This is a genomic window from Pseudonocardia sp. GCM10023141, assembly GCF_042653605.1.
The window spans coordinates 20,004-34,193 of the sequence record NZ_JBHSIR010000062.1; the positions used below are offsets into that span (position 1 = coordinate 20,004).

General features: G+C 70.0%; 17 protein-coding genes. 8 read left to right on the plus strand and 9 right to left on the minus strand.

Annotation, left to right across the window (positions count from 1 at the left end; genetic code table 11):
• Positions 1 to 6: 6 nt before the first annotated feature.
• From ACFPFQ_RS34765 to ACFPFQ_RS34785, 5 genes are read right to left on the minus strand one after another with little or no spacing between them, the layout of a single operon-like run.
• Positions 7 to 630, minus strand: coding sequence for a TetR/AcrR family transcriptional regulator (locus ACFPFQ_RS34765; protein ID WP_379626603.1), 624 nt, complete (start codon positions 628 to 630; stop codon positions 7 to 9).
• Entirely contained in the window at positions 627 to 1,391 is a 765-nt protein-coding gene (locus ACFPFQ_RS34770; RefSeq protein ID WP_379626605.1) for an SDR family NAD(P)-dependent oxidoreductase, read from the minus strand. Before ACFPFQ_RS34770 ends, ACFPFQ_RS34765 begins: the two co-directional genes overlap by 4 nt.
• Positions 1,388 to 2,281 (minus strand): acyl-CoA dehydratase activase, encoded by an 894-nt coding sequence (locus tag ACFPFQ_RS34775; protein ID WP_379626607.1) that lies wholly within the window; start codon positions 2,279 to 2,281, stop codon positions 1,388 to 1,390. Before ACFPFQ_RS34775 ends, ACFPFQ_RS34770 begins: the two co-directional genes overlap by 4 nt.
• Positions 2,278 to 3,615, minus strand: a complete 1,338-nt coding sequence (locus tag ACFPFQ_RS34780; RefSeq protein ID WP_379626609.1) for a 2-hydroxyacyl-CoA dehydratase subunit D — start codon at positions 3,613 to 3,615, stop codon at positions 2,278 to 2,280. Before ACFPFQ_RS34780 ends, ACFPFQ_RS34775 begins: the two co-directional genes overlap by 4 nt.
• Positions 3,612 to 4,802, minus strand: a complete 1,191-nt coding sequence (locus ACFPFQ_RS34785) for a 2-hydroxyacyl-CoA dehydratase subunit D (protein ID WP_379626611.1) — start codon at positions 4,800 to 4,802, stop codon at positions 3,612 to 3,614. Before ACFPFQ_RS34785 ends, ACFPFQ_RS34780 begins: the two co-directional genes overlap by 4 nt.
• A gap of 316 nt (positions 4,803 to 5,118) precedes the next feature.
• Between ACFPFQ_RS34785 and ACFPFQ_RS34790 the strand changes: the two genes are divergently transcribed.
• Positions 5,119 to 6,051 (plus strand): NAD(P)H-flavin reductase, encoded by a 933-nt coding sequence (locus tag ACFPFQ_RS34790; RefSeq protein WP_379626613.1) that lies wholly within the window; start codon positions 5,119 to 5,121, stop codon positions 6,049 to 6,051.
• A gap of 460 nt (positions 6,052 to 6,511) precedes the next feature.
• Here ACFPFQ_RS34790 and ACFPFQ_RS34795 read toward each other — a convergent pair whose 3' ends face one another.
• A complete protein-coding gene (locus ACFPFQ_RS34795) occupies positions 6,512 to 6,922 on the minus strand; it encodes a VOC family protein (protein ID WP_379626615.1) in 411 nt (136 codons plus the stop codon).
• 178 nt (positions 6,923 to 7,100) lie between these two features.
• Here ACFPFQ_RS34795 and ACFPFQ_RS34800 point away from each other — a divergent pair, with 178 nt between their 5' ends.
• The 6 genes from ACFPFQ_RS34800 (at position 7,101) to ACFPFQ_RS34825 (ending at position 10,626) form a co-directional block, all read left to right on the plus strand.
• Positions 7,101 to 7,520: a VOC family protein gene (locus ACFPFQ_RS34800; protein ID WP_379626617.1), complete on the plus strand. Its 420-nt coding sequence runs from the start codon at positions 7,101 to 7,103 to the stop codon at positions 7,518 to 7,520.
• A 472-nt stretch (positions 7,521 to 7,992) separates the two neighbouring features.
• Entirely contained in the window at positions 7,993 to 8,499 is a 507-nt protein-coding gene (locus ACFPFQ_RS34805) for a helix-turn-helix domain-containing protein (protein WP_379626619.1), read from the plus strand.
• Between the two features lie 168 nt (positions 8,500 to 8,667).
• Entirely contained in the window at positions 8,668 to 9,213 is a 546-nt protein-coding gene (locus ACFPFQ_RS34810) for a methylated-DNA--[protein]-cysteine S-methyltransferase (protein WP_379626620.1), read from the plus strand.
• Complete coding sequence (locus tag ACFPFQ_RS34815; protein WP_379626622.1) at positions 9,210 to 9,506, plus strand: hypothetical protein; 297 nt, start codon at positions 9,210 to 9,212, stop codon at positions 9,504 to 9,506. The genes ACFPFQ_RS34810 and ACFPFQ_RS34815 overlap by 4 nt, the downstream gene beginning before the upstream one ends.
• Positions 9,503 to 10,000: an RNA polymerase sigma factor gene (locus ACFPFQ_RS34820; protein ID WP_379626624.1), complete on the plus strand. Its 498-nt coding sequence runs from the start codon at positions 9,503 to 9,505 to the stop codon at positions 9,998 to 10,000. The genes ACFPFQ_RS34815 and ACFPFQ_RS34820 overlap by 4 nt, the downstream gene beginning before the upstream one ends.
• Positions 9,997 to 10,626: a methylated-DNA--[protein]-cysteine S-methyltransferase gene (locus ACFPFQ_RS34825; protein ID WP_379626626.1), complete on the plus strand. Its 630-nt coding sequence runs from the start codon at positions 9,997 to 9,999 to the stop codon at positions 10,624 to 10,626. Before ACFPFQ_RS34820 ends, ACFPFQ_RS34825 begins: the two co-directional genes overlap by 4 nt.
• A gap of 282 nt (positions 10,627 to 10,908) precedes the next feature.
• Here ACFPFQ_RS34825 and trxA read toward each other — a convergent pair whose 3' ends face one another.
• The 3 genes from trxA to ACFPFQ_RS34840 form a co-directional block, all read right to left on the minus strand.
• Positions 10,909 to 11,238 carry a thioredoxin gene (gene trxA, locus ACFPFQ_RS34830; RefSeq protein ID WP_379626628.1) on the minus strand — a complete coding sequence of 110 codons (330 nt, stop codon included), beginning with the start codon at positions 11,236 to 11,238 and terminating at the stop codon, positions 10,909 to 10,911.
• A 40-nt stretch (positions 11,239 to 11,278) separates the two neighbouring features.
• Entirely contained in the window at positions 11,279 to 12,238 is a 960-nt protein-coding gene (trxB, locus tag ACFPFQ_RS34835; RefSeq protein ID WP_379626630.1) for a thioredoxin-disulfide reductase, read from the minus strand.
• A 253-nt stretch (positions 12,239 to 12,491) separates the two neighbouring features.
• Positions 12,492 to 13,088, minus strand: coding sequence for a MarR family winged helix-turn-helix transcriptional regulator (locus ACFPFQ_RS34840; protein ID WP_379626631.1), 597 nt, complete (start codon positions 13,086 to 13,088; stop codon positions 12,492 to 12,494).
• Positions 13,089 to 13,320: 232 nt separating this feature from the next.
• Between ACFPFQ_RS34840 and ACFPFQ_RS34845 the strand changes: the two genes are divergently transcribed.
• A complete protein-coding gene (locus ACFPFQ_RS34845) occupies positions 13,321 to 14,190 on the plus strand; it encodes a methylenetetrahydrofolate reductase (protein ID WP_379626633.1) in 870 nt (289 codons plus the stop codon).

Here is a 14,190-nt window from a genome sequence, read left to right on the forward strand (position 1 = left end):
CCTTCGTCAGCTCGGTATCGACGTGCCGTCGGTCGCCATCCCCCGGAAGATGACCGTTGTGATGCCATCGGTCGTGCGGTCGATCGAGAAGTCGCCCTCTCCGCGCAGGTACGCCCAGGCCTGGTGCTCGATCCCGCCGAATATCAGGTCCCGCAGCAGCTCGACGTCGACGTCGTCGCGGAAGTCGCCACGGGCGACGGCCTCGGTCAGCACCTGCCGCACGATGCCGGTGAACCGGCGGTTGAGCCGGTAGATCGTGGTGGACCGGAAATCGGGGTCGGGACGCAGCTCGTTGAAGATGTACCGGGTGAGCGTCGGCTCGCGGCGCACCACCTCCACGGCGTACCGGATGACGTAGCGCAACCGCTCGAACGTGTTCTCCTGCTGCATGACACCGGGATCGAGAGCATCGAGGATCTCGTCGAACCACGTCTCGGCGACCCGGACGAGTAGCGCGCGCCTGGTCGGGAAGTACCGGTAGACCGTGGCCTCGGACACGCCGCAGCGCTGGGCGACCTCCGCGGGGAGGAAGCGTTCGTAGCCGACCTCCGCGAGGAGGATCCGCGAGGCCGCGACCAGCTCCGCCATGCGTTCGTCCGGCCGCAACCGGGCACCTGATCGGGTCGTCATGCCACCGAGATCCCTCCGTTGACGCTGATCACCTGACCGGTGATCTTCGCAGCACCGGGACCGACGAGGAACGCGATCAGCTCGGCGAGGTCGCCCACCTCGGTGGGGCCCAGGTGCGCCTGCGTCCTGGCCTTCTCGAACAGCTTGCGGGAGAAGCCGCCGGCCAGCGCCCGGTCTCCGGTGAGGGTGCCCTCGATCAGCGATGGCGTCACCGCGTTGACCGTGATCCCGTCGCGCTTGGCCTCCACGGCCAGCGTCCGGGTGAACGTCACGATCGCGGCCATCGCCGCCCCGATCACGGTCTCCCCCGGTGTGGGCACCTTGGCCGCGTCCGAAGCGACGTTCACGATGGAGCCGCTGCGCCGATCGGCCATCCAGGGCAGCACCGCGCGACACATGTGCAGCGGAGCCAGTGCCTGATCCGTGAGCATCGCCGCGATCTCCTCCACGGGGGTGTCGCGCAGCAATCGCGGCACGTAGAAGGCGGTCGTCGAGTTGACCAGCACGTCGACGTCACCGAGCAGGTCCCGCGCGGCCGTGGCCGCCGCGACGGCCTGGCCGGCGTCGTTCGCGTCGCCTGCGACGAAGTGCACGTCGCACTCCGGGTGTGCGGCGCGGACCGCCGCGCAGGCCTTCTCCCCGCGTTCGACACTGCGGCCGACCAGCGCGATGCGGGTGGCGCCGTCGGTTGCCAGGCGCTGCGCGGTGGCCAGCCCGACCCCCGAGGTCCCACCCGTGATCACCACACCCCGGCCGCTCATCGCGGCATCCCCAGCGCCAGGTCGACGGTTCCGTGTTCGGCGGCGACCTCGCAGGTCGAGCACGACCGCGCCGGTTCCCGGGCATCGATCGCCCGCTCCCCCGCACCGCGCGCGCCGGCACCGTCGCGAGCAAGCAGAGCCGCACCGTAGGCGCCCGCGATCTGCGGCTCCCGGGGCACGGTGACCTCGGTGCGCAGCGCCTGCGCCAGCACGCGCACCACGGCGGCGTTGCGGGCCACGCCACCGGTCATCACGACCGGCGCGTGCCGTCCGACCTGGGCGATCAGCCCGACCGTGCGGGTGGCGACCGCGCGGTGCACCGACGCGGCGATGTCCTCGCGGCGCTCACCCTGTGCCAGCAGCGAGATGAGCTCGGTCTCGGCGAAGGTCGCGCACATGCTGCTCACCTCCAGCTCCTTCTCCCCCGCCAGCGCCAGCCCGGCGAGCTCGTCCAGATCGCATTCGATGGCTCTGGCCAGCACCTCGAAGAAGCGGCCGGTGCCGCTCGCGCAGCGGTCGTTCATCGCGAAGTCCTGCGCGATGCCGTCGTCGTCGACGAGGATGGCCTTGCTGTCCTGCCCCCCGATGTCCACGACGAGCCGGACTCCCGGACACATCGCCGCCGCGCCCCGGGCGTGGCAGGTGATCTCGGTGAACGTGCGGTCGACGTCCGGGACGAGCCTGCGTCCGTAGCCGGTGGCGATCGACGCGGTGATCTCCTCGCGGGTCACGCCGGCCGTCGCCAGCGCCGTGTCGAGCGCCACCGCGCAGCCCGCACGGCTCACCGCGCCCATCTGCACCACCTCGGCCGCGACGATGTCGCCGCGCCCGTCCAGCACGACGACCTTGGCGGTCGTCGACCCGAGGTCGACGCCCAGGTAATGGGTCATGCTCGGGCCCGTCGCACGTCGATCCCCTCGAGCATCGCGGCGAGCCTGCTGTCGAGTACCTCGTCCTTGTAGAACGACGCGTCGGCGATGTCGCCCTCGAAGAACATCGTGGACAGACCGCGCTTCTCCTGCGCCGCCTTGGCCACCAACCGCTGCGGGTTGGTGAACGCGCGGCACGTGCGGGTCGAGTGGAACACGATGCCGTCCACGCCGTAGTAGTCGCAGTCGCGCAGGACGAGCTGCTCGATCGTCTTCGTGGAGTGGTTCATCGGGCACAGCAGGTTGTTCTGCGCGTGCCCCAGCAGCACGTCCCCCTCCGGCTCGATCAGCTGCGGCTCCTGCCAGAACGCGTGGTGGGTGTAGCGGCCGGCGACCACGGCGACGTCGTGCGCGGCGAACTTCTTGGCCAGCAGCCCCAGGTGGTTCCAGTTCATGAAGCCGTCGAAGTAGACGCGGTAGCGCTCGTCGGCCACCGCCCCGACGCCGTCGACGACACGCTGCTCGATCTCCGCCTTCACCGCGGCGAAGAAGTCCACCAGGTCCTGGCTCGCAGGCAGGAAGTTGATGTGCGCGACGCTGGCGATCCAGTCCCAGAACGTGGCGGGGGCCGGGGTGAGCCGGCACAGGCGCATGGCCTCCTGGCGCAGCTGCGACGCCTGCCTGATGTAGGACATGTTCTGCCGGTACGCGTCCCAGTCGAACGGCCGGCCCGTGATCGTCTCCAGCACGGTGATCAGCTCGCGGAGCTGGTCGGCGACGTAGCGCGAGGAGCGCTCCCACTCCTCGCCGACCATGTAGCCCTCGCCCGACCGGTTGCTCCACATGAACGGCATCGACACGTTGAAGATCGGCACGTCCTTGCCGAACACGCGGAACGAGATGTCGTCCCACTGCTGCCCGGTGCTGCAGCCGGCGTAGGCGTTCACGAAGATGTCCGGCGTGGGCAGGCGGCTGGCCAGCTCCGCCTGTTCGGGCAGCCCCACCATGCCGGTCCCGTTGGCGCTGCCGGTGGCCCGCTTCCTGCTCAGCACGGCGCAGCCGAGGTGGGTGCGCGCGTAGGAGCAGAGCTCGCCGATGTAGCCGTACTCCTGGCCGGCAAGCTGGGCGGGACCCTCCAGGTGCTGCGCGGCGAGGCGGGCGGAGAACGCCTCGCCGTGACACCACGCCATGCCGGCGGCCTGGAAGATCGGGTTGACGGCCGAGCCGTTGTACCAGACGACCTTCTCGCCGCGCTCGCGCGCGGTGAAGATCCGGTCCCAGTAGTCGGCGACCATCTTCGACCCGGCCTTGTTGATCGCGAGCCTGCTGGACTTGTCGGACGTCGCGGTGGTCACGCTGTCACCTCCTGGATCGGGCGGGGCGACGGCGAGCGGCGGATCCGCTCGAGGAGCGCCTCGACACGGGTCTGGACGGTCTCCACGGGCAGGCCCTCGTGCTCGGTCTCGATCAGCAGGTGCGGCACGCCGCGCTCGTTCAGGCGCTGGCGCAGCTCGGGGTAATAGAGCATGTGCGGCTCGCAGAACCGCGCCATCAGCACGATCACACCCTCGGCGCCGGAGGACTCCACGGCGGCCATCAACGTGTCCTCCCAGTCGGCCTCGTGCTTGACCCGGGTGGGGCAGGGCGCCGTCGCGTCCCGCTCGAGGTACCAGCCGGTCAGGGCCTCGACCGGGTCGATGCCCTCGGCCACATCGGTCGAGAGGTACCGGGAGCCGGTGAACAGGTCGTCGTCGACGACGACCGCGCCGCACTCCTCGATGACGGCGAGCAGCTCGGGCCGCGGCGCGTGGCAGAGGTGCCCGGACAGGTGGATGCGGATCCGGCCGTCGCGCGGCACGGTGCCCAGCCCGGCGAGGACGCGTCGCAGCAGCACCGTGTGCTCCGCCAGGTCCATCACCATGCTGGACTTGACCAGCGCCTGCACCTGCGGCGCCGACAGCGCGGCGTTGCCGGCCCGCCGGGCCGCGAACAGCCCGCGCAGCAGGCGCCGGTTCTCGTTGGACAGCGCGATCGAGCGGGCCAGCGCGGTCTCGGTGATCGGAGACCCGGCGAACAGGCCCATCTCCGCGATGAACGACCGCACCGTCCGGCGCGTCTGATCCCGTGCCCAGTCGTCGGTCAGCGACGTCGGCAGCGGACCCAGGAACACCGGCGCGTCCGGCACCGCGGAGCGCACCACGTCGACCGCACCGAGCAGCTGGGTGCACTGATCGGCCAGGAAGAACCCGTCGTAGATGTCGAGCGTGCCCTTCGCCGCGGAGTCCGCGAGGTTGCGCGTGTACCCGCAGTAGAACTCGGCCAGCAGGTGCCGGCCCAGGCTGTCGGGTTCCCGGTTCTCCTGCAGCAGCACGGGCAGCGCTCCGGCCGCGTGCACGACCTCCCGCGGAAAGTTCATCGGGAGGACCCCGATCACCCGCCCGCCGGTTCGCACCTTCCACTGCTGCACGTAGCCGTCCGGGTTGCTCGCAACCCCCTGGAGGGTCGCGAGCGCACCGAGCGCAGCGTCCGAAACGACAGTCATGACACCTCTCCCCGAGCGCCGGTCGAGCGACTGCCGGAGACGTTAGCTGAGTCCGACTCAACTAACAAGTGAGTCCGACTCATCAGTAGCAGGGGCCACTGCCACCCGGGACCACTTCGGGATGCTCCCCGGGGCCTACCGGGCCACGTTCGGTGCGGGGGCAGCGCCGCTGCCGTCCCGTCGAGAACGCGATGACGGTGATCCAGGGTCTCGCAGCATCAGTCGCGCCCGGCCTCCATCACCTTCGCCGCCGCGAGTTCAGGGCTGCTGAACGTCACGCGACGGAGGACATCGCACTGCCGCCCGGGGAGTGGGGATGTGTCGGCTGGTACAGCTCGCCGGCAGCCACGAGGTGATGTCTCTGCGATCGCGGATAGAGGGTCGCCGCGGCCGCCTCACGGAGGTGTTCGCCCCACGCGTCCTCGGTGTCCTGGGTGGACTCGACCCGCTGTCGGCCGTGCCTGCGGGCGTGGTTCTGCTGTGTCGCACCCGGCCGCGCTCCGACCTCGAGATCGCTCCGCAGCGCATCGCCCGCCGGGAGCCACCCGACCGCAAGGTCCTCACCGCGAAGGTCCACAAGATCACGCAGCCGACCACGGACGTCACCGTCGTCGCGCTGCGGTTCCCGACCGGGGTCCGCGCGAGGTTCCGGGCCGGGCAGTACCTCACCGTCACCCTGCCCGGGGGCGACACCCGCAACTACTCGATGGCCAACCCACCCCACCGCAACGACGGCGTGCAGCTGCACGTGCGCAGGGTGCCCGGCGGCCGGTTCTCCGGCGAGATCCTCGACCGGCTGACCAAGGGCGACACGCTGCAGGTCGAGCTGCCGTTCGGCGAGTTCTGCCTCGACACGCAGACCCGTCGCCCCGTGCTGCTCCTCGCTACCGGCACCGGTTTCGCCCCGGTCCGGTCCATCGTCGAGGACCAGGTCGAACGCGGTGATGACCGCCCGCTGCACCCCTACTGGGGCGCGCGCAGGCAACCCGATCTCTACCTCGCCGACGCGGCCGCGAGGTGGGCCGACACCCACGACTGGTTCTCCTGCACCCCGGTGCTGTCCGATCCCGACCCCGGTTGGCCCGGCCGGACCGGCCACCTCCAGCACGCCGTGCTCGCCGACGTCACCGACCTGCGCGGCCACGACGTCTACGCCTGCGGTAACCCGGCGATGACCGCTGCCGCCCACGACGCGTTCACCGGCCGCGCCGGCCTGCCCCCCGAGCGGCTGTGGCGCACGGCCGGGTGATCGGCGACCTCGGTCACCGGGAAGCCCCCGTACGAGTGCGCGACCAGCACCACGTCCTCGAGGTGTCGAGGAGCTCTCGCAGGTGGGTGGCGTCGGCGGTGAGGTCGCCGAGGCCCTGCGGGTGCGGCCCGACGCTGGGCAACCGGTCGACCACCTCGACGCGGTGACCGTTCGCCCGCAACGCCGCCGCCACATGGGACCAGACCTCGCCGGTACCACGCGTCGTGGACGAGCACATAGGTTGCCATCGAGCTGCTCCCTGCTCCCCTATGGACACGAGCGCCGCCGCGGTGTGCCCGTCCCTCGATCCGACCGCGCCAACCGGTTGGCCACGGCGCCGATGTCGAGACGTCGGCGCCGTGGACAACTCGTCGGCGCCGTGGCTACGCAGGTGGGATGTTGGCGTTGCGGTGGAACAGATTCGTCGGGTCGTACGTCACCGCCACCGGCGCCCCGCGGTTCACCGCAGTTGCTGGATGCGAACCAGGTTCCCGGCAGGATCGCGGAAGGCACTGTCACGCACGCCATAGGGATGCTCGATCGGCTCCTGGACGACCTCGGCACCCGCTGCCTGCACCCTGTCGAAAGTGGTGTCGAGGTCACCGGTGGCCAGCATGATCCATCCGTACGTGCCCTTGGCCATCATCTCGGTGATGGTGCGGCGCTCGATCTCGGTGACTCCGGGATCGGCACACGGGGGTGCCAACAGGATGGACGTGCCGGGCTGACCGGGCGGCCCGACAGCGATCCAGCGCATCGTGCCGCTCCCGACGTCGCTGCGGACCTCGAAACCGAGGACGTCGCGGTAGAACGCCAGCGAGGCGTCGGGGTCCTCGTGCGGCAGGACCGTCGTGTGGATGGTGATGTCCATGGCGGTCACGCTAGCGGTTTCCCGCCCACGTGCTTCTCGATTCCTGACCGGTCCCGATCAGCGCTTCGTTGCCGCGAGAACCCGACACTCCCGGAAAGCCGGTGGTCACCACTGAGAAACGGCTCGGCGCACAGTCCACCCGTTGCCTGCCCAGCAACGACGATGAGGAGATGCGCCGATGGCCGGTCCGCTCGCCGCCGTGCGCGCCGTGACCAAGCTTCCCGTTCAGGACCTGGATCGAGCACGCCGGTTCTACCGTGATCTTCTCGGGCTCGAGGCCGTCGAGGAGCGCGCGGGCGGATTGCGCTACGTGTGCGGAACCACGGAGTTCCACCTGTTCCGATCATCCGGCGCAGCCTCGGGCACGTCGACGCAGATCGGCTTCGAAGTCGAGGACATCGACGAAACGGTGGCCGCGCTCCGCGCCCGCGGGGTGCGGTTCGAACCGTTCGACATCGCCGGCTTCGAGATCGAGAACGATATCGTCGACGTTCCCGACAACTACCCGAGCAAGGGCAGCGGGGAACGCGGCGCGTTCTTCCGTGACAGCGAGGGCAACCTCCTCGCGCTCGGGCAAGCAACCCACCGGTCGTCATGAGCCGCAATGCCCGCACTCCCGTCGCGGTGGCCCTGTTCCACTCGATGTTCGGGCTGCGGCCCGTTGAGCTGGCCGCGGCCGCCCGACTCCGCGCCTCCGGCCACCACGTCATCACACCCGACCTGTTCGCGGGCCAGGTCGCCGCCGGTCCAGGCACGCTCCCAACCCTTGACGACGGTAACTCGCTCATGGCGCGGATCGGCTGGGACACGATCGGGACCAGGGCCCGCGCCGCGGTCCAGGACCTGCCTGCCGACGCCGTACTCGGCGGCTTCTCGATGGGAGTGGGCGTGGTCGGCAGCCTGTGGCCGGACAGGCTCGGGGCTGCGGGTGTCTTCCTCCTCCACACGACGGCCCCGGTTCCCGACGGCATCCGAGCCGGGACGCCGGTCCAGGTGCACGTCGCCGACGGCGACCCGTTCGCCCCGCCGGACCGGCTCGCCCTCTCGGGCGGCCTCGGTCTCGATCGGCCGTGCGGGTCGATGTCCTCACCGGCCGACGTGCGGCCATCAGCCGGATCAACGCGACCTGGGTCGCGCTGCTCACCCGGGGTGACGCGATCTGGCTGCCCGCCGGGATGCGCAACCAGACCGGCTCACCCGAGGGCTCGGTGGGTGTCCCGGTCGGTGACATCCCCGCTCGCGAGGCGAGGTTCGCCGGGGCGCTCCCGATGCCCACCGATCCGCTGGCACTCGCCGCTGCCCGAGACGTCCTCCGTGGGATCGCGTCGTCGACGATCACGCACACCGCTCGGCGCGCCGGCACCGGGCTCGACGCCGCGTTCCGGCGGGAGACCGGGATGCCGCTGCGCAGCTGGGAGCACATGGCCCGGATGCGCGCGGCGGCCGACATGAACGAGCGCGGGATGTCGCCGAGCAGCGTCGCGCGGCGCGTCGGCTACGCCCACCTGTCCAACTTCAGCCGCGCCTTCCTGCGGTTCCACGGCGTGCCACCGACGGCCGCCCTGCACGACCGCTGAGGCACGACCCGCTGAGGCAGTCGAAGCGACGCTGCCCGCGGGCATCCCGTCGTGGAGCCAAGGCGAGGCCACGCCGTCGCTAGCCGGGTCGTGCAGGATGTGGTGCTCACGTTCGGCACCGCAGCCACGTCTTCACGACGAAGACCATTCGACGAGAAGGGGAAGACGGTGGCGGTGAACGCTGTCTCGACGTGGCACACGGTGACTCCGACGGTGCTCGGGGAGCTGACGCTGGTGCGTGATGCGCGCGCCATGCGGGGGTTGTACTTCCCGCATCATTGGAGCCGGCCGGATCCCGCGGCGTTCGGGCCCCGCCGCGACGAGGGTTTCGACCGCGAGATCGAGCAGCTCGACGAATACCTGGAGGGGCGACGCCACAGCTTCGACCTCGCCGTCGAACCGGGTGGTGACGAGTTCCAGCGGAGGGTGTGGAACGAGCTGCGGCAGGTTCCCTACGGCGACACCGTGACCTACGGCGATCTCGCCGGCCGCCTTCGCGACGGTGCGACGGCCCAGCAGGTCGGCGCCGCCGTGGCCCGCAACCCGCTGTGCATCGTCATCGCGTGTCACCGGGTTGTCGGCGCAGGCGGCAAGCTGACCGGCTACGCCGGTGGCCTGGCCCGCAAGAAGCACCTTCTGGACCTGGAGCAGTCCGCGCAACCGCCTTCCCTGCTGTTCCGAGATCACCCGGGCCCCGCGGTCGGTGCCGGATGACCCGCCGCGACGATGCTGCTCGAGTGGCGCCGATGAGTCTCGAGACGAAGGAGAGGTTGCGCGCGGCCGCACGGCTGGCCCCACGGCGCTATCCCGGCGCGGTCGGGGAGCTGTTGAGCCAGGAGCTGCTGTCCTGGATGGTGTTCGGCCACCAGCTGGGATGCGATCTGATCATGCGAGTTGCCGATGCTCTCCTCGTCGACGAGGAGCAATGCCACAGTGTCGGCCGTGATGAGGAGAATCCGGACGTCCGATCTCACGAATCCGAGACGCGAGGCGTCTACCTCCTGTGACGAGCACGCAGCCCTTCGAGACCGTCGTCGACGCGCACGGACGCACCGTGCTGCGCGTGTGCCGTGCCCTGCTCGGGCCTGCCGACGCCGACGACGCGTGGTCGGAGACGTTCCTGGCGGCGATGCGCGCCTACCCGGACCTCCCGGCCGACGCCAACGTCGAGGCCTGGTTGGTCACGATCGCCCACCGCAAAGCCATCGACGTCCTGCGCGCCGCGGGTCGCCGCGCGATACCCACCGACCAGGTGCCCGAGGTGGCGGCCCCGCCCGCCTCCGACGGACCCGACCCGGACCTCGCCGCTGCCGTGACCCGGCTCCCGCCCCGACAACGACAGGCCGTCGCCTACCACTACCTGGCCGGACTGCCCCACGCCGACGTCGCCGCGATCGTCGGCGGAAGCGCCGATGCCGCCCGGCGCGCAGCCGCTGACGGCATCGCCACCCTGCGACGCATCTACCCACCCGCCATCGCCAGGAAAGGGGAACACCGATGAGCACCCACGACGACCTGCCACACCGCCTGGCGCAGTCCTACCCCGACACCCCCGACCACCTGCACCGGCTGCGCACGCGCCTCGCGACGGCCGCAGCGGCCGACGGCATCCTCGACATCGCCTATCGCACCGTGGACAGCCCGGTCGGATCCCTGCTGCTCGCCGCCACCGACATCGGCCTGGTCCGGGTCGCCTACCAGCGCGAGGACCACGACACGGTCCTGCAGACACTGGCCGACCGCGTCAGCCCACGGATCCTGCACGCCCCCGCACGGCTGGACGCGACGGCCCGGGAGCTGCAGGAGTACTTCACCGGCGCGCGCAGGACCTTCGACCTGCCACTGGACTGGCGCCTGTCCGCCGGATTCCGGGCCACCGTGCTGCACCGCCTTTCCGACATCGGGTACGGACACACCGCCAGCTATGCGGCCGTCGCCGCGCTGGCCGGCAACCCGAAGGCTGTCCGCGCAGTGGGAACGGCCTGCGCCACCAACCCGCTCCCGGTCGTCGTCCCGTGCCACCGCGTGGTCCGCTCCGACGGGTCCATGGGTGGCTACCTGGGTGGGGTCGACGCCAAACGCGCCCTGCTCACCCTCGAGGAGGCGCCAGGGAAGGCCCACACATGACACACCACACCCGGACGTCGCCGGGCCGCTCACCCCGCACATCCGCGACCGGAGCCGGAATCCCCGTGTTCGCACCAGCGGCTTCGCATCCCAGCACGATCCTTCAGCGGATTCATCTCACATCATCGGCGCCGCCGGCGCTTCCTGATGGGGCGCCTCGATGGAGGCAGCTCGGTCTGATCCCCACCGAGTAGCCGGTCGGCAGCAGCCGATGCCGACAAGTCGAGCTCCACCTGACGCGGGACGAGTGTCGAAGAGTTGCGGACTCGCGTCGGAGCTCGGTCAGCCGAGATACTGCGCGAGGTCCTCCAGCAGTTCGGCCTTCGTGCGGGCCCCGACGATGTGCTGCACTGGCTCGCCCGCCTGAAAGACGATGATCGTCGGGATCGACTTGATGCCATGAGCCACTGCCGTCGCTGAGTTCGCGTCCACATCGATCTTGGCAATCGTCAGACGATCCGCATGCTCACCGGCGATCTCATCGAGCACCGGCGCGACCATCGTGCACGGACCACACCAGGTGGCCCAGAAATCGACGACCACGGTCTTGCCGCTCTGACGCACCTCTGCGTCGAAGGTGGCATCGGTGACGTCAATCGTGTTGCGCCCCATCGTTTCTCCCGTTCTGAGCTGCTGCGTGAAGATCTGGACTTCAGCCGGAAACTGCGGCAAAAGGCACAACCGCGTGTTCGACGTCGGCGAGCCAACGCTCCGCGTCGATCGCCGCCGAGCAACCGGATCCGGCGGCGGTGATCGCCTGCCGGTAGGTCCGGTCAACCAGGTCGCCGCAGGCGAAAACGCCAGGAACGACCGTGCGGGTGCTCGGTGCATCCACGCGGACGTACCCCGCGTCATCTGTCGGCACCTGCGCGGAGACGAGTGCGCTGCGCGGTTCGTGTCCGATGGCGACGAACACGCCTGTGACGGCCAGCGTGCGCTCGTCCCCGGTGCCGGTGTGACGCAGGCGCAACCCGCCGACGGTGCCCTCGCCCACGACCTCGACGACGTCCGACTCGGTCGCCCAGCGCACCTTCGGGTCTCGCCGGGCCCGCTCGACCATGATCCGTGAGGCCCGGAACTCGGATCGCCGGTGCACGATCGTGACCGATCGCGCGAACCGGGTCAGGAAGGTCGCCTCCTCCATCGCCGAATCACCCCCACCGATCACGGCGATGTCCTGATCGCGGAAGAAGAAACCGTCGCAGGTGGCACAGGAACTCACACCCCGTCCGAGCAGCGCCTGTTCACCCGGAACGTGCAGGTAGCGGGCGGCCGCCCCCATCGCGAGGATGACGGTCCGAGCGTGATGAGTGACCCCGCCCGCGAGCACGCTCTTGATCGGCCCCGTCAGGGCGACCTGATCGACGTCCTCGGGGCGCAGGTCTGCACCGAACCGTTCGGCCTGTCCCCGCACCTGCTCCATGAGCTGAGGCCCCGCGATGCCGTTGACGAAGCCGGGATAGTTCTCGACCTCGGTCGTGGTCATCAATGCGCCACCGAACTGAGAGCCCTCGAAAACCAAGGGATTCAGCTGGGCGCGGGCTGCATAGATCGCAGCAGTGTAGCCGGCAGGACCAGAACCGATGATGATGACGTCTCGCAGGTCTACCATTGGCCCATCCATTCATCACCATTGACAACAGGTCAGCACTCCGACCGAGGTTATCCCGATCCGGCCCGAAAGAGCTCTCGAACATCTCGATGCCTTCATCGAGATGTTCGATGCCTCGATCCATCGCCGAGCATGCTGAGTCGATCGATGGCAGCAGCTATTCTGCGCAACTATTCTGCGCAGCCATCGGCCGGCGAGAAATGCCGGCGCCACCGGAAATCAACCCCACGAAGGAAACAGACGATCGCGTCTCTCACTCGGCTTTCGTGAGCGCGGTGTCATCGGCTGCCGGCGACGATCGGGAACGCGGCGGTTGCGGCTCGTTGTCGCCGATGGCCAGCAACACCTCACGGAGGGCCGCAGACGCCGAGCTCGCTTGCCTGTCGGTCACGCCGCGGTACAGCTCCGTCTGCGCCGCAGCCCAGGCGCGCATCGTCGCCTCGGCCGTGTCGACACCCTCGGGCGTCAGGCGTACGAGCCAGCCGCGCCCGTCCCGGGCATCAGGACGACGTTCCAGGTAACCCAGGCGCTGCAGGCGGCTGAGCACGTTGCTCACGCCACCGGAGGAGAGCAACAGGCGCACGCGCAGCTCCGAGGGGCGCATCTCGAAGGGGCTTCCCGACCCGCGGAGCACGTTCAGCACGCTGAAGTCGGCCCGCGTGAGCTCCCAGGCAGCAAGGCATTCCGCCAGTCGATCCTGGAGTATCACGCCGAGCCTCGCAGCTCGTCGCGTCAGCTCCACCACCGCCAGGTCGACTTCCGGCATCTCCCGGCGCCACGCGCTCGTCAACCCGTCGACGAGGTCTCGTCCCGTGTCGCTCGCGGCCGCCTTCCGGCCCCTCCCCGTCATGGTCAGCAGGGTAGTCCCCGTACTCCCGTCACCGAGAGCGGCGAGATCGGAGATCATCCGGCTTGCCCCACGAGACGAGCCCGGGGATTCCGCCACCACTCCAACTAGTTGTCGAGAAACCTTTCTCGTGAGAGAGTATGCCTCAGCGACGGCACCCCCGCCCATGACGTCACGACGTGGCTCGATCATGGCGAGACGCGCCGCCGACCGCTCGAACCACCTGGAGAGGTCGATGAGCCTTCGCGGCAGCCCTGCCACCACGCCCGAGATCCGAACGCTGGTCCGGAACGCCAAGATCGAGATCATCCCGACCAAGGGCCACGAGGCGCAGCTCGCCGAGGTCCCGGCCGGCACCACCGTCACCATCACGTGCTCGCCGAAGTTCGGTCTGGAGCGCACGCTGGCGGCCACCGAGTACGCGGCCGCCGTGGGCTACACCGTGGTGCCGCACCTGGCCGCCCGGCAGGTCGCCGACGAGGCCACGCTCAAGGAGTTCGTCCGCAGGCTCGAGGCCGCCGCGGTGACCAACCTGTACGTCATCGCCGGGGACGCGGCCGAGCCCGCCGGCAAGTACACCTCCTCTGCGGAGCTGCTGGAGTCGCTCGCCGGGCTGGACCACGGTCTGACCTCGATCGGCGTCGCGTGCTACCCCGAGGGCCACCCGAGCATCCCGGACGACGTGCTGGCCGAGGCCCTGCGCGCCAAGCAGCCGATGGCGCACTACATGGTCAGCCAGCTGTGCTTCGACGCGCGGACGCTCGTGTGCTGGCTGCGGGCCGCCCGGAAGGCCGGGATCGATCTTCCGCTGCACATCGGCCTCGCGGCCCCCATGGAGACGCGCAAGCTCGCCGCGCTCTCCCTCCGGATCGGTGTCGGCTCCTCGCTGCGATACCTGTCCAAGCAGCACGGTCTGGTCGGCAACCTGTTGCGCGGCAAGGCGTACCGCCCCGAGCAGGTGCTCGAGGGCATGGGCGCGGACCTCACGTCGCCGGAGCTGAACGTCGAGCGCCTGCACCTGTTCTCGTTCAACCAGGTCGCCGCCACCGTCGCGTGGCAGCAGCGCGTCGCCGCGCCCACAGCTGAGACCACGCCCCACAGCTGA

What these genes read in the sequence shown, in the direction of transcription:
- ACFPFQ_RS34765 (WP_379626603.1), bottom strand. Translation starts at nt 630, where the DNA reads ATGACGACCCGATCAGGTGCCCGGTTGCGGCCGGACGAACGCATGGCG.
- ACFPFQ_RS34770 (WP_379626605.1), bottom strand. Translation starts at nt 1,391, where the DNA reads ATGAGCGGCCGGGGTGTGGTGATCACGGGTGGGACCTCGGGGGTCGGG.
- ACFPFQ_RS34775 (WP_379626607.1), bottom strand. Translation starts at nt 2,281, where the DNA reads ATGACCCATTACCTGGGCGTCGACCTCGGGTCGACGACCGCCAAGGTC.
- ACFPFQ_RS34785 (WP_379626611.1), bottom strand. Translation starts at nt 4,802, where the DNA reads ATGACTGTCGTTTCGGACGCTGCGCTCGGTGCGCTCGCGACCCTCCAG.
- ACFPFQ_RS34790 (WP_379626613.1), top strand. Translation starts at nt 5,119, where the DNA reads ATGTGTCGGCTGGTACAGCTCGCCGGCAGCCACGAGGTGATGTCTCTG.
- ACFPFQ_RS34795 (WP_379626615.1), bottom strand. Translation starts at nt 6,922, where the DNA reads ATGGACATCACCATCCACACGACGGTCCTGCCGCACGAGGACCCCGAC.
- ACFPFQ_RS34800 (WP_379626617.1), top strand. Translation starts at nt 7,101, where the DNA reads ATGGCCGGTCCGCTCGCCGCCGTGCGCGCCGTGACCAAGCTTCCCGTT.
- ACFPFQ_RS34815 (WP_379626622.1), top strand. Translation starts at nt 9,210, where the DNA reads ATGACCCGCCGCGACGATGCTGCTCGAGTGGCGCCGATGAGTCTCGAG.
- ACFPFQ_RS34825 (WP_379626626.1), top strand. Translation starts at nt 9,997, where the DNA reads ATGAGCACCCACGACGACCTGCCACACCGCCTGGCGCAGTCCTACCCC.
- trxA (WP_379626628.1), bottom strand. Translation starts at nt 11,238, where the DNA reads ATGGGGCGCAACACGATTGACGTCACCGATGCCACCTTCGACGCAGAG.
- trxB (WP_379626630.1), bottom strand. Translation starts at nt 12,238, where the DNA reads ATGGTAGACCTGCGAGACGTCATCATCATCGGTTCTGGTCCTGCCGGC.
- ACFPFQ_RS34840 (WP_379626631.1), bottom strand. Translation starts at nt 13,088, where the DNA reads ATGACGGGGAGGGGCCGGAAGGCGGCCGCGAGCGACACGGGACGAGAC.
- ACFPFQ_RS34845 (WP_379626633.1), top strand. Translation starts at nt 13,321, where the DNA reads ATGAGCCTTCGCGGCAGCCCTGCCACCACGCCCGAGATCCGAACGCTG.